The sequence below is a fragment of the Streptomyces sp. NPDC020884 genome (genome assembly GCF_044333935.1).
Lineage (GTDB): Bacteria > Actinomycetota > Actinomycetes > Streptomycetales > Streptomycetaceae > Streptomyces.
In genome coordinates this window covers 813,844-827,065 of sequence record NZ_JBIRRY010000002.1, presented here as the reverse complement: position 1 = coordinate 827,065, position 13,222 = coordinate 813,844, and the positions used below count along the sequence as shown (strand labels likewise).

The 13,222-nt window shown below is 72.3% G+C and carries 10 protein-coding genes; 6 read left to right on the top strand and 4 right to left on the bottom strand.

The genetic code is table 11. From position 1 onward, the window contains the following. Window positions 1–140: 140 nt before the first annotated feature. Window positions 141–1,358, bottom strand: a complete 1,218-nt coding sequence (locus tag ACH4UK_RS10390; protein WP_398355599.1) for a threonine synthase — start codon at window positions 1,356–1,358, stop codon at window positions 141–143. Window positions 1,359–1,575: 217 nt separating this feature from the next. Here ACH4UK_RS10390 and ACH4UK_RS10385 point away from each other — a divergent pair, with 217 nt between their 5' ends. Then, the gene (locus ACH4UK_RS10385; protein WP_398355598.1) at window positions 1,576–3,165 is read left to right on the top strand and encodes a S8 family peptidase; all 1,590 of its coding nucleotides are present in this window, start codon (window positions 1,576–1,578) and stop codon (window positions 3,163–3,165) included. Window positions 3,166–3,268: 103 nt separating this feature from the next. On the opposite strand, the gene ACH4UK_RS10380 is transcribed toward ACH4UK_RS10385, so the two are convergent. Beyond that, on the bottom strand, window positions 3,269–4,684 hold the full coding sequence (locus ACH4UK_RS10380; protein ID WP_398355597.1) for a glycoside hydrolase family 18 protein: 1,416 nt from the start codon (window positions 4,682–4,684) through the stop codon (window positions 3,269–3,271). Between the two features lie 330 nt (window positions 4,685–5,014). Here ACH4UK_RS10380 and ACH4UK_RS10375 point away from each other — a divergent pair, with 330 nt between their 5' ends. From ACH4UK_RS10375 to ACH4UK_RS10355, 5 genes are all read left to right on the top strand, one after another. Beyond that, window positions 5,015–5,767 (top strand): GntR family transcriptional regulator, encoded by a 753-nt coding sequence (locus ACH4UK_RS10375; protein WP_398355596.1) that lies wholly within the window; start codon window positions 5,015–5,017, stop codon window positions 5,765–5,767. Window positions 5,768–5,988: 221 nt separating this feature from the next. Further along, the gene (locus tag ACH4UK_RS10370) at window positions 5,989–6,189 is read left to right on the top strand and encodes an SPOR domain-containing protein (protein ID WP_398355595.1); all 201 of its coding nucleotides are present in this window, start codon (window positions 5,989–5,991) and stop codon (window positions 6,187–6,189) included. A 147-nt stretch (window positions 6,190–6,336) separates the two neighbouring features. Beyond that, the gene (locus tag ACH4UK_RS10365; RefSeq protein ID WP_398355594.1) at window positions 6,337–6,741 is read left to right on the top strand and encodes an NUDIX domain-containing protein; all 405 of its coding nucleotides are present in this window, start codon (window positions 6,337–6,339) and stop codon (window positions 6,739–6,741) included. Between the two features lie 166 nt (window positions 6,742–6,907). Continuing rightward, complete coding sequence (locus tag ACH4UK_RS10360; RefSeq protein WP_398355593.1) at window positions 6,908–7,351, top strand: ATP-binding protein; 444 nt, start codon at window positions 6,908–6,910, stop codon at window positions 7,349–7,351. A gap of 193 nt (window positions 7,352–7,544) precedes the next feature. Beyond that, window positions 7,545–10,112 carry a SpoIIE family protein phosphatase gene (locus ACH4UK_RS10355; RefSeq protein ID WP_398355722.1) on the top strand — a complete coding sequence of 856 codons (2,568 nt, stop codon included), beginning with the start codon at window positions 7,545–7,547 and terminating at the stop codon, window positions 10,110–10,112. Window positions 10,113–10,146: 34 nt separating this feature from the next. Here ACH4UK_RS10355 and ACH4UK_RS10350 read toward each other — a convergent pair whose 3' ends face one another. Both ACH4UK_RS10350 and ACH4UK_RS10345 read right to left on the bottom strand, forming a co-directional pair. After that, a complete protein-coding gene (locus ACH4UK_RS10350) occupies window positions 10,147–10,860 on the bottom strand; it encodes a PspA/IM30 family protein (RefSeq protein ID WP_398355592.1) in 714 nt (237 codons plus the stop codon). Window positions 10,861–10,918: 58 nt separating this feature from the next. Next, window positions 10,919–13,048 (bottom strand): TPM domain-containing protein, encoded by a 2,130-nt coding sequence (locus tag ACH4UK_RS10345; RefSeq protein WP_398355721.1) that lies wholly within the window; start codon window positions 13,046–13,048, stop codon window positions 10,919–10,921. Window positions 13,049–13,222 lie beyond the last annotated feature (174 nt).

Here is a 13,222-nt window from a genome sequence, read left to right as displayed (position 1 = left end):
CCCCGCACCGGGCGTCCGCCTGACCGCCGGATGGAGCAGATCCCGCGTCCGGGGGGCCTGCGCCGTGGTGCCCGCCCCCGCCCCCGCCGCCCCGCTCCCCGCCCCCGCCGTCCCCGGGGCGGCCGAGGAGCGTGGTTCTCTCACCCGGCCATGCCCGTCTTCAGGCCCGCCCCGCACAGCGGCACCACCACACTGCCCGGCACGGCGTCGCCGCCTCCTTCCCGTACCGCCGCCCAGCAGGCCACGCCTGTCGTCTCGACGAAGAAGCCGCGTGCCGCCAGGTCCCGCTGGGCCTCTCGGATGCGGTCCTCCGGCACCGTCAGGAACGTGCCGCCCGAGGCCCGTACCGCTGCCAGGATCTGCCGGGCGCGTGGCGGGCGGGGGATCGCGATGCCCTCCGCGAGGGTGGGGGAGGCCACGGCGGCGGGGTCGGCCGGCGGCAGGTCGTCGGCGTCCGCGTGGAAGGCGGCGGCCAGCGGTGAGACCGCCTCGGCCTGGACGGCGATCAGGCGGGGGCGGGTCCCGATCAGGCCGAGCGCGTGCAGTTCGGCGGTGGCCAGCGGTGAGACCGCCTCGGCCTGGACGGCGATCAGGCGGGGGCGGGTCCCGATCAGGCCGAGCGCGTGCAGTTCGGCGGTGGCCAGCGCCGCGCCCAGCAGCAGGGTGCCGTTGCCGACCGGGACGGCCAGCGCGTCCGGCAGCCGGCCGCCGAGGTCCTCCCAGAGCTCGTACACGTAGGTCTTCGTCCCGTGCAGGAAGTACGGGTTGAAGACGTGGGAGGCGTAGAAGACCCCCGGTCCGTCCGCCGCCGCGCGGGCGGCCAGCGCGGTCGCCTCCCGGCCGCCGGGGACGGTCACCAGGTGCGCGCCGTGGGCCCGGATCTGCTCGGTCTTCTTCGGCGAGGTGCCCTCGGGGACGTACACCGTGCACGCGAGCCCGGCCCGCGCGCAGTACGCGGCGACCGACGTGCCCGCGTTCCCGGTGCTGTCCGCCACCACCCGGTCCGGGCCCAGCCGTCGGGCCAGCTCCACGAGCATCACCGCGCCGCGGTCCTTGAAGGACAGCGTCGGCATGAGGTAGTCGAGCTTGGCCGAGACGGTGTCCGTGAGCGGGACGAGCGGGGTGCGGCCCTCGCCCAGGGAGATCGCGGGGGCGGCGAGCGGCAGGAATTCCTCGTAACGCCACAATGAATTGGCCCGCCCGGAAAGCGCGTTCGGCCCGACGCCCCGCGCGGGAGCGAAGTCGAGATCCCAGGGACCCCCGCAAGCCGGGCAGCACCAGGTCAGGGCGGTGGTCGGGGACCTGGTCCCGTCCACCGGGCAGTGATAGGTCGTCATGTCCGCCAGCATGTCAGGCATATGGCAGGTGAATGGCGCGCGTATGGCGCAGGCCAACGCACTCTTGTGAGTTGGCCATGGATCGGTCAATCTTTCGCTGGCAGCACGGCTTGCCGGTCACCGGCGGCGCAGAAAACGGGGCGCCGGCCGAATGATTTGTCATGCCCCTGTCGGGAGTCGTCGTCCGGCTCCGGCACCACCCCCCACCAGAGCACCGCCTATGAGGAGGACCCCTCACATGTCAGTGATGCGTCACACCCCCCATGCACGGCGAAGACTCGCCACGGCGACCGTCATAGCCACCGCAGCCGCCGTCGCGCTCGCCACCGCCGCCTTCCCGGCGACCGCGGCCGAGCAGGCACCCGAAGGCGTGATCGAGAACGCGGGCGCTCCGGGCGTCATCAGCAACAGCTACATCGTGACCCTGAAGGACTCGGCCCCGAAGTCCGACTCCTCCCAGGGCAAGGCCCTTGCGAAGAAGTACGGCGCGAGCATCGAACGCACCTACCGCTCGGCCCTCAACGGCTACGCGGTGGACGCCTCCGCCGCGGAAGCGAAGAAGTTCGCCGCCGACCCGGCCGTCGCCTCCGTCTCGCAGAACCGCACCTTCACGGTCTCCGCCACCCAGACCAACCCGCCCTCCTGGGGTCTGGACCGGATCGACCAGAAGAACCTTCCGCTGGACCAGCGCTACACCTACCCGGACAAGGCCGGCGAGGGCGTCACCGCCTACGTCATCGACACCGGTGTACGGATCAGCCACAGCGACTTCGGCGGCCGGGCCTTCAACGGCTACGACGCCATCGACAACGACAACGTCGCCCAGGACGGCCACGGCCACGGCACCCACGTCGCGGGCACCGTCGGCGGCACGGCCCACGGCGTCGCCAAGAAGGCGAAGATCGTCGGCGTCCGGGTGCTGAACAACAGCGGCTCGGGCACCACCGCGCAGGTCGTCGCGGGCATCGACTGGGTGACGGCCAACGCCGTCAAGCCCGCCGTCGCCAACATGAGCCTCGGCGGCGGCGCGGACGCGGTGCTCGACGCCGCCGTGCAGCGGTCCATCGCCTCCGGCGTCACCTACGCCGTCGCGGCGGGCAACGAGTCGACCGACGCCTCCACGAAGTCCCCGGCGCGCGTCGCCGAGGCCATCACCGTGGGCTCGACGACCAACACCGACGCCCGTTCCAGCTTCTCCAACTACGGCACGATCGTGGACATCTTCGCGCCCGGTTCCTCGATCACCTCGACGTGGAACACCAGCGACAGCGCCACGAACACCATCTCGGGTACGTCGATGGCCAGCCCGCACGTCGCCGGTGCGGCCGCCCTCTACCTCGCCGACAACCCGGGCTCGACCCCCGCGCAGGTCTCGGCCGGTCTCGTCGCGGCCGCCACCACCGGGGTCGTCACCAACCCGGGCAGCGGCTCGCCCAACCGCCTCCTGAACGTGGGCGCGGGCGACACCAACCCGCCGGAGCCCGGCAAGAAGTTCGAGAACACCACCGGGTACCCGATCAACGACAACGCCACCGTCGAGGCGCCGGTCACCGTCACCGGGATCACCGGCAACGCCCCCGCCACGCTGAGCGTTCCGGTCAACATCTCGCACACCTACATCGGTGACCTGAAGATCGACCTGGTCGCACCGAACGGCACGGTCTTCAACCTGAAGGCGTACGGCTCCGGCGGCAGCAGCGACAACGTGGTCACCACGTACACCGTCAACGCCTCCTCCGTCGTCGCCAACGGCGCCTGGAAGCTCCGGGTCAGCGACAACGCGCGCGCCGACACCGGGCGGATCAACAGCTGGGCGCTCCAGTTCTGAGCCCGCTTTCTGAGCCCGCTCAGGCACTGAACGGCTGAACCGCCGCATCGCCGAAGTCGGGCCGGGGTGGTCGCGTCACGCGACCGCCCCGGCCCTTCCCGGTTCAGCGGCGGTTGAGTCCGCGGTCCACCGCGGTGATCAGCTCGCCGTCCTCCGTGTCCCCGTCCAGCGACCAGAACATCGCCCCGCCGAGGCCCTTGTCCCGGATGTACGAGGCCTTGGAGCGCAGCACCTGGGGGTCGTCGTAGGTCCAGAGCGTGGTGCCGTCGAACAGCCAGGCGTGGCCGTTCTTCGCGTCACGGTGGATCTTGTACGTCCCCGACGCGGCCAGCTGCTTGAGGACCTTGTAGTCCTCGTAGCCCGCCGCCCAGGTGGCCGGAGCCGGGCCCGTGGCCGGCTGCCCCATGCCCGTGCCGCCGCCGCTCACGCCCGTCCAGCCCTGGCCGTAGGTCGGCATGCCCATCACGAGCTTGTGCCGGGGCGCACCGCGGCGGACCCAGTCGCGCACGGTCTGGTCGACGCTGTAGTCGTTCTTGGCGTACAGGGCCGACTGCTGGGCCGTCTTCTTCTCACCGGAGACGTGGAAGTCGTACCCCTGAAGGTTGACGAAGTCGAAGTCCTTCATGAGGCGCTTGACGTCGAAGCCCGCGTCGATCTTGGCCGGATCCGTCGGTACGTAGGCCGACAGGTCGTAGTGCTTGGGCTTGGGCTTTCCGTGGCCGTGGCCGTGGTCCCTGTTCTGGGCGGCCTTGACCTTCGCCTTCGCCTCGCTCTTGGCGTGGGCGTCCAACTGGGTGCGGAACTCGTGGATCAGCGCGGTGAAGTTCTTCTTGTCCTCCGGGCGGAAGACGGTGCCCGCGTTCCCCTCGGAGCCGGGCCACTCCCAGTCGACGTCGATGCCGTCGAAGAGGCCGGCCGCCGCGCCGTCGCCGCCCCGCGCCCCGTCCACCGGGAGGTTGCCCTTGATGTACAGGTCGACGCAGGAGGCGACCAGCGCCTTGCGGGAGGCCGGGGTGCGGACCGCGTCGGAGAAGTGGGTGGACCAGCTCCAGCCGCCCAGCGAGATCATGACCTTGAGGCCGGGGTGCTTGGCCTTCAGCTCGCGCAGCTGGTTGAAGTTGCCCGCGAGCGGCTGGGTGTCGGTGTCGGCGACGCCGTCCACCGATCCCGCCGCGTCGAGCGGACGGGCGTAGTCCGCCCAGGCGTCGGCCTGGCCGGGGATGTTCCCGGTGAAGCACCTGCCCTCGGCGCTGACGTTGCCGAAGGCGTAGTTGATGTGGGTCAGCTTGGCCGCGGTCCCGCTGGTGTCCAGGTCCTTGACCTGGAAGTCGCGTCCGTAGACGCCCCATTGGGTGAAGTAGCCGATGCTCTTGTACGCGGGGCGGTGGTGGCCCTTGCCGCGGTCGCCGCCGTTGCTCCGGTCGTGGCCGGAGTCGGCCGTGGCCGCCGGCGCGACACCGGCCAGCAGGGCCAGGGCGACGCCGGCGATGGTCGTTCGGGACAGGTTTCTTCGACGCATGAGGCTCGTTCCTGTGCGTGATCCGGTGCGGAGGGAAAGCGGAAGGAGAGCGGAAGGAAAGTCGGGAGCCGTGCTGTGCACAGGAAGGTATTGGTCTGGACCAAAAATGGTCAAGAGTCAGGGAGTTGTCGGACTTCGCGGCCGCGCCGGTGGGCATGGTTCGGGGCGGGGGTGGGCGCAGAACGTCCGGGACTGCTCTGGTGCCCGCGTTCGGGATATGCAGGGACCGTCACAAGATCATCACATTGAGTGAAACTCTGGCCCATGCTTGCGGTGCACAACCCACGGTTGTCAGGCTGTCGCAGACTGTCAACCTGTTGGGAGTGGCCTGTGACTTTCGGTGAGCAGCCCGCCTATCTGCGCGTGGCGAGCGATCTCAGGGAGAAGATCGTCAACGGCGCGCTGCCGCCCCATACCCGCCTGCCGTCGCAGGCCCGCATCCGGGAGGAGTACGGGGTCTCGGACACCGTCGCCCTGGAGGCGCGCAAGGTCCTGATGGCGGAGGGGCTGGTCGAGGGGCGCTCCGGCTCCGGCACGTATGTGCGCGAGCGCCCGGTGCCCCGCATGATCGCCCGCTCCGGCTACCGGCCGGACAAGGGGTCCAGTCCGTTCCGGCAGGAGCAGACGGCCGAGGGGGCGCGCGGGACCTGGGAGTCCCGCAGTGAGCAGGAGGGGGCGAGCCCCGAGATCGCCGAGCGGCTGGGCATCGAGCCGGGCGACCGTGTGATGCGCACGCACTACGTCTTCCGGGAGGCGGGCGAGCCGATCATGCTCTCCACCTCCTGGGAGCCGCTCGCCGTCACCGGCCGGACGCCCGTGATGCTTCCGGAGGAGGGTCCGTTGGGCGGCTGCGGGGTGGTCGACCGGATGGCCGCCATCGACGTCGTCGTGGACAACGTCGCCGAGGAGGTCGGCGCGCGCCCGGGGCTGGCGGAGGAGCTCCTGGCGCTCGGCGGTGTGCCCGGCCATGTGGTCATCGTCATCGGGCGGACGTACTACGCCTCGGGCCGGGCCGTGGAGACGGCCGACGTGGTGGTGCCCGCGGACCGGTATCGGATCGCCTACCACCTGCCGGTGAGATGAGGTGAGGTGACGCCCCGTCGGGCCGGTTGAGGGCGCCGGCGGGGCTGACGGTCACGAGGGGTGCATTCTGCGGATGCGCCCCTTTCGTGATGGCCGGATGTGTATCTCTTTGTGTAAACCCGCCTGCGCTGAGTGAAGGTCAGGCGTACGCTCGGGCATATGCGTACTGCGGTTTCCTGGGGATCCATAGAGACGTGCACGCCGGTGGGGAGAGGGGCGATATGCGGGGGAGCGACACGATGAGCGAGAGCGGCGCCGTGCTCCCTTGGCAGGTGATACGGCAGGACGACGGCGGCAACCGCTACCGCGTGGGCAGGTACGCCACGCAGGCCGAGGCGCAGAAGGTCGCCGACGGCCTCGACGTCCGCCATCGCCACCAGGTCTACCGGGTGGAGCGCGTGGGTCAGGGCGCCGGTCCCTGACGTGGTGTGACGTGACGGACGGCCCCGAGGGGCCCCGGGGTGGCCCTTGCGCTGCCCCGGGGCCCCTCGGTCTTTCCCCCGGGCGGGGTAGGGTCCCGCCCGGACCGGGGGCGCGGAAGCCGCCGGAGGTGCGGCGAGGCGGGCGGAGTGATGGCGGTGCTGATCGACGCGGTGGCGTGGGTGCGGATCGAGGGCGGCAGGATCCTCTGCGCGCGGCCCCGGGGCAAGGACGTCTTCTACATCCCGGGCGGCAAACGGGAGGGTGCGGAGACCGACCTTCAGACCCTCCTGCGTGAGATCGAGGAGGAACTGACGGTCGGCCTGATCCGGGAGACCGTCGTCCACGCCGGGACGTACGAGGCCCCCGTGGACGACCGGCCCGACGCCGCCGTCGTACGGATGAGCTGCTACTACGGCGACTACCGCGGCACGCTCGCCGCGAGCAGCGAGATCGAGGAGGTGGCGTGGTTCTCCTTCGCGGACCGCGCCCTCGTGCCGCCCGTGGACCAGTTGCTCTTCGACGACCTCAGGGCGACGGGTGCGCTGACCTGACCTGACCTGACCTGACCCGGCCCGGCCCGATGGGTCGGCGGGCGCGCGGGCCTCGTACGCCCGTCTGCACCAAACGCCAGGTTGCGCGGTAGTAAGCAATAAATGGTGGGTATGGGCTGTTTAGTTCCCGTTTGTATGTGAGTGCGCCCGTGGTCGTCCCTGGGAAGTGATCGGCGTGATCGATACCGAAGGCGACTGTGCCGAGTGGACCTTCCCGGCCGAACCGGGTTCCGTGCGCAGTGCGCGGCACGCCGTCCGGGGCACTCTGGGCTCGTGGGGCCTCGACGCGGCGGTGGGTGATCTGGCGGTCCTGCTCGTCAGCGAGCTGGTGACCAACTCCCTCCGGTACGCCTCCGGACCCATCGGCGTACGCCTGGTCCGTTCGCACCCCGAAGGGGACCTGTCGCTCGCCGATCGCCTGCCCGTCGCCCCGGGGCTGCGGGTGGAAGTCTCCGATCCGCTTCCGGATCCACCCACCGAACGCACGGCGGGACCCGACGACGAAGGGGGTCGGGGGCTCCAGCTCGTGGCCTGTTCCGCACGTCGCTGGGGGACCCGTCGCGGAAAGAGTGGCAAGACCGTGTGGTTCGAGCTGGCTCTCCCTGGTTAGGAGAGTGGAGGGACGCACAGCGATCACCAGAGGTCGGGCAGAACCTGGCTGAAAGCGACTGAGACCTTGCTGTGATCGTGAACGCCGTGTCGGTCGGGGCCGTAGTGCTGAATACTGCGGGCAGGACCGGTCCGGTGTGTGAGCTGGAGGGGACGGTCGCGTGAGCGAAATACCTGGGACAACGGGCGACGTCGTGTGGCAGAACAGCCCGCCCGGCTCGATCTACGACTCCGTCAGGGTCGCCTCTTTCTCGATCGGCCCCGACGGTCTGGTCGAGCAGTGGAGCAGCCGGGCCGCCGGTCTCTTCGGCATGTCCTCGACCGAGGTGATCGGCCGTGACCCGGTGGAGGCCTTCATGCCCGCCGAGCTGCGGTCGGACGGTCATCGGCGGGTCGGCGAGATCCTCGACGGCAAGGAGTGGACGGGCCTCGTCCCGTTCCGGATGCCGGGCGAGGACGGGGCGCACGGCGTCGCCGAGGTCTATGTGATGCCGAGTCTGACGGGCAGCGGGGAACGGGCCGCGCTCTGCATCGTCGTGGACGTCCGGGCCCTGCGCCGCATCGAGACCGACCTCGCCGCCTCGCAGGCCATATTCGGCCAATCTCCTTTCGGCTTCGTGCTGTTCGGTACGGACTTCGCCGTCGTACGGGCCAACCAGCGCTTCGCCACGGTCTTCGGCGGCGCGGCCGAGGACCACCGGGGCCGCACGGTGGAGGACTACCTGCCCCGGGCCGAGGCCGACCGGCTGACCGCCACCCTGAGGCGGGTCCTGGAGACCGGGGAGTCCGTCACCGACCTCCAGCTCGTCGGCACCGCTCCCGGTGGCACCGACCGCCGCCACTGGTCCATGAACCTCTACCGGGTGCACAGCGGGACCGGCCGGCCCGTCGGCGTCGCGGGCCTCGCCACCGACGTCACCCGCCGGCACATCGCCGCCCGCGAGGCGGCCAGCGCCCGCCGCAACCTCGCCCTCCTCAACGAGGCCAGCGCCCGCATCGGCAACTCCCTCGACCTGGAGACCACCGCCCGCGAGCTGCTCGACGTGGCGGTCCCCGGCTTCTGCGACCTCGCCGCCGTCGACCTCTACCAGGGGCTGCTCACCGGCGAGGAGGCCGCTCCCGGCAGTTGGGCGCCCGCGCACCGCGAGTCCGCCGGCGGTTCGGCGGAGCTGCGCCGGGTGGCCCACGCCAGCGCGGTCGCCGACGCGCTGCCCACCGCCGTGGCCGGCAGCGGGCCCCCGGGCCCGGACGACCTGCCGCCCGCGCTCGGCTCCGTCCACCGCTTCTCGTTCGGCTCGCCCTGCGCCATGGCGTTGCGCTCCGGCCGGGTCGAGGACGTCCCCGGCGACGAGATGGGCTTCGTGCAGTCGACGCTCGCCGTGCCGATGGTCGCCCACGACACCGTCGTCGGCCTCGTCCAGTTCTCCCGTACGAAGGGCAGCGAGCCCTTCGGGGAGCGCGACCGGGCGCTCGCCACCGAACTGGCCGCCCGCGCCGCCGTCTGTATCGACAACGCCCGCCTCTACCGCCGCGAACACGAACGCGCCCTGATCCTCCAGCGCAGCCTGCTGCCCCCCGGCGACCCCGAGGCCGCCGGACTCGACATCGCCTGCCGCTACCTCCCCGGCAACACCGCCACCGAGGTCGGCGGCGACTGGTTCGACGTGATCGAGCTGCCGGGGCACCGCACCGCCCTCGTCGTCGGCGACGTCATGGGGCGCGGCCTGCGCGCCGCCGTCGCCATGGGCGAACTGCGCACCGCCGTGCGGACCCTGGCCCTCCTGGACCTGGAGCCGGCCGAAGTGCTCTCCGCCCTCGACGAGGTCGCCCGCGGCCTCGGCTCCCCGGGCGGCGGCGAGCGGAGCGAGGGCCTCGGCGGCAGCGGGGGAGCTCAGTGGCCCTCCCGCGCCGCGCAGAAGTCCCGCGAGGCCGACCTCTCCGAGGTGTATCTCGCGACCTGCGTGTACGCGGTCTACGACCCGGTCACCCGGCGGTGCACCTTCGCCAACGCCGGGCACCTCCCCCCGGCCGTCGTCGAGCCCGGCCGGCCCGCCCGGCTCATCGACGTACCGCCGGGAATGCCGCTGGGCGTCGGCGGCGAGCCGTTCGAGGAGGTCGAGGTCGAGCTCACCGAGAACGCGCTGCTCACCCTGTACACCGACGGCCTGGTCGAGTCCCGGGACCAGCCGCTGGACGAGGGCCTGGACGCGCTGCGCGCCGTGCTCACCGGTCCGCAGATGGAGCTTGAGGACGCCTGCGACCACGTTCTGAGCACCCTGAACACCCGGCACGGCGAGGACGACATCGCCCTGCTGATGGCCCGTATCCAAGGGCTCCCCGAGGAGGCGGTGGGGGACTGGACGCTGCCGCGCGAACCCCGCTCGGTGGGGCGCGCCCGCGACCTGGCCCGCACCCAGCTGGTTGCCTGGGACCTCGAGGACCTGGTCGACACCACCGAACTCCTCGTCAGCGAACTGGTCACCAACGCCCTGCGCTACGGCGAGGGCGAGATCAGGCTCCGGCTGCTGCGCGACCGCACCCTGGTCTGCGAGGTGTGGGACGCCGGCCTGGTCCAGCCGCGCCGCCGCCGGGCCCGCGACACCGACGAAGGCGGCCGCGGGCTCCAGCTCGTCGGTCTGCTCAGCGCCGCCTGGGGCTCGCGCCGCACCCCGCGCGGCAAGACCGTCTGGTTCGAACTGGCCCTGCCGGACGGGGCCCCGGCCGCCGAACTCTCCGTGGAGCAGCTCCTGAGCATGTACTGAACCCCGGTCGGTCGGGGAGTGTCCTGCCGGAGCGTCACGAGCCCGTCTTCAGGGCCGCCAGCCGGGCCTCGACCTCCGCGCTGTCGCCCAGCCCGTCCAGCTGCTCGAACTGGGCGTCCAGCGAGGAGGCGGCCAGCTCCTGCTTGCCCAGCGCCTTCGCCTCCTCGCGCCGCACCTTGTCCTCGAAGCGGCCCAGGTCGCTCGTCGGGTCGAGCACGTCGATGTTCTTCACGGCGTCCATCATCCGGTTCTGCGCCTGGGCGGACTTCGCGCGCGCCACCAGCTCGTCGCGCTTGGCCTTCAGCTCGGAGAGCTTGACCCTCATCTGGTCGAGCCCGGTCTTGAGCTTGTCCACCACCGCGGTCTGGGAGGCGATGGTGGGCTCCGCCGTCTTCGCCTCCTGCTCCGACTGGAGCTGGCGGCTCAGCGCGACCTTGGCCAGGTTGTCGAACTTGTCGGCGTCCGCCACCGACCCGCCCCCGCGCAGCTCGTCGGCCTTCCGGCTGGCCGCCAGCGCCTTGCCGCCCCACTCCGAGGCCGCTTCGACGTCCTCCTTGTGGTCCTGCTCCATCAGCCGGAGGTTGCCGATGGTGGCCGCGACCGCCTGCTCGGCCTCCGCGATGTTGTTCGTGTAGTCGCGGATCAGCTGGTCCAGCATCTTCTGCGGGTCCTCGGCCTGATCGAGCAGCGCGTTGACGTTGGCCTTCGCGAGCTGGGTGACGCGGCCGAGAATCGTCTGCTTGGTCATGGGATGTCTCCTTGGGAATCGAGAGGGGTCACGTGGTGGTCCTTGCCCTGCCGGTCGTTCAGAAGCGGCCGCCGCCGCCCCGGCGGCCCCGTGTGCCGCCGCCGCCGAAACTGCCCGGCCCGCCGCCGAAGCCACCGGACCGGCTGCCGCCGAACCCGCCGCCGAAGCCGCCGCCCAGGCCCCCGCCCCGGCCGCCGCCCCCGAACAGCCCGCCGAGGATGATGCCGCCGAGCACCGCCCCGCCCATGCCGCCGCCCCCACCCGGCGTACCACCGGGACCCTGCGCGGAGCCGAAACCGCGGACGTCCTGCTCCGCCAGGCTCAGCGCCTGCCCGGCCAGCGCGTCCGCCTGCTGCGCCTCGGCCAGCGCCCCCTGCGCATCCGTGCCCGACAGCTCCCGGGCCCGCTCCCACCGCCGCTGCGCCTCCGCGAGCCGGGTACGGGCCTGGCTGCCGACCGCGCCCCGGTTGGTGGTGATGTAGTCGGCCGCCGCCCCGATCGCGGACCGGGCGGTGAGCATCGACTGATCGAGCAGGGTGCGGGCCTTCGTCTCGCCCCGCTCCTGCTCGCGCGCGCCCGCCAGCGCCTCGTCCAGGGCCGCGTCCGCCTCCTCCACCCGGCGCAGCGCGTCGATCGGGTCGTACGGTCCCGCGGCCATCACGCCCCGGACGTCGGTGAGCACGGTCTCGGCGCGGGCGATCCGGCCGCGCAGATCGGCGGTCGACGCGCCCTCGGAGGTCCCTTCGAGCAGGCCGCCCGCATCCGCGAGATCGGTCTCCGTCTCGGTGAGCGCGGCGGGCAGCTGCTGCGCCGCCTCGCCCAGCTCCGCCGCCCGGCGCTCCACCGAGTCCAGCAGCCTGCCCGCCTGGCCCACCGCGCCCTCGGCGGCCCGGATGTACACCGCGGCCCGGGAGTTGTCGCCGCCCTCGACCGCCGTACGGGCCTGCTCGACGGCCGCGGCCGCGAAGACGAGCCGGTCCTTCGCCTGCTCGACGTCGCCCGCCACGGGTGCGGCCGCGCCCTCCCCGTACCGCTCGCGCAGCGCGGCGACGCCCGACTCGGCCGCGGCGACCCGTCCGTCGAGGTCGCGGTGGGTGGCGGCCACGGTGTCCAGGGCCTGCGGAGCGGTACGTTCCAGGGCGCGCAGCCGGTCGAAGTCCTCCGAGACGGTGTCCAGCCCCTCGTTCGCCGCCGCGCACCGGGTGAGGATCTCGTCCAGCATCCGGCGGCGGGTCGCGTCGTCCTCGGGGAAGGCGTCGTCGAGCTGCTGGCGCAACCGGAACGACTGCGTCAGCTCGTCCTTCGCCCGCGCGACCGCCTCGGTGAAGGGCTTCGCCGCCTCCTCGCCGAACTGCGCGGTCGCGAAGCCGAGTTCCTCCTCGCTGGTGCGCACCGCGTCGTCGGTGTCCACCAGCACCTCCTTCGCCCGCGCGTCCAGCTCCGGCAGCGGGACCGGCGGCTCCGGCGCACCGTCCGCCCCCGCGCCCTGGCCCCAGCCGGTGGCCGCCGGGGTGGTGCGGGTCGTCGTACGCCGTTTGCGCCGGGTGTACGCGTACGCGGCGACCGCGCCCACGCCCCCGACGACGGCCACCGGCAGGATGAAGTCGCGTGCGCCGGTGGAGCCGGAGTCGCCCGTTCCCGGGTCGGCGGGCCCGGGGGTGATGGCGGGGGCGGTCACGGGGCGTCCGGCCAGCACGGAGGCGTAGCCGTCCGCCGCGCCGATCGCGGCCCCCGCCCAGTCGTTCTCCCGCAGCGCCGGTTCGATCGCGGTGCCCGCCACGTCCCGCAGCTGGGCGTCGGTGAGCGGGGAGCCCGCGTCGACGGAGTAGGCGTACTGCCGGTCGTGGGTGGCGACGGACAGCAGCACGTCGTCCTGGCCCAGGCCGTTGCGGTTGGCGGTCTCGTCGCTCCAGGTCTGTCCGGACCGGCCGGAGAAATCGCGGACGTACACCACGAAGAGCTGGATGCGCTCGTCCTCGTACAGCTGGTCGAGGGCGTTCTCCACCTGATCCGTCCGGTCGCCCAGGGCGCCCACCCGGTCGGTGATCTGCCCGTCCCGGGAGAGCTCGACGGGGTCGTCGGCGCGGGCGGCCGTGGCGGGGAGCAGCAGCCAGCACACGGCGCACAGCGCGGCGAGCAGGCCGGTGAGCCGGGCCCGGCCGGCTGCGGAGCTCCGGGTCCGTGGCAGAAGAGGAAGCGTCACCTTTGCGAGGCTATGTTCCGTTTTTCGGCCCCGCGACCCGGCGTTCTGCCGCCCGCGTCGGCCGTTCGCATGAAAGGGCGCGGGAAAGGAGGCGAGGGACGCGTGTGCGAGGCGGCCGGGCCGGTCCGCCGTCGTCAGATGGATCGGACGCGGCGCATC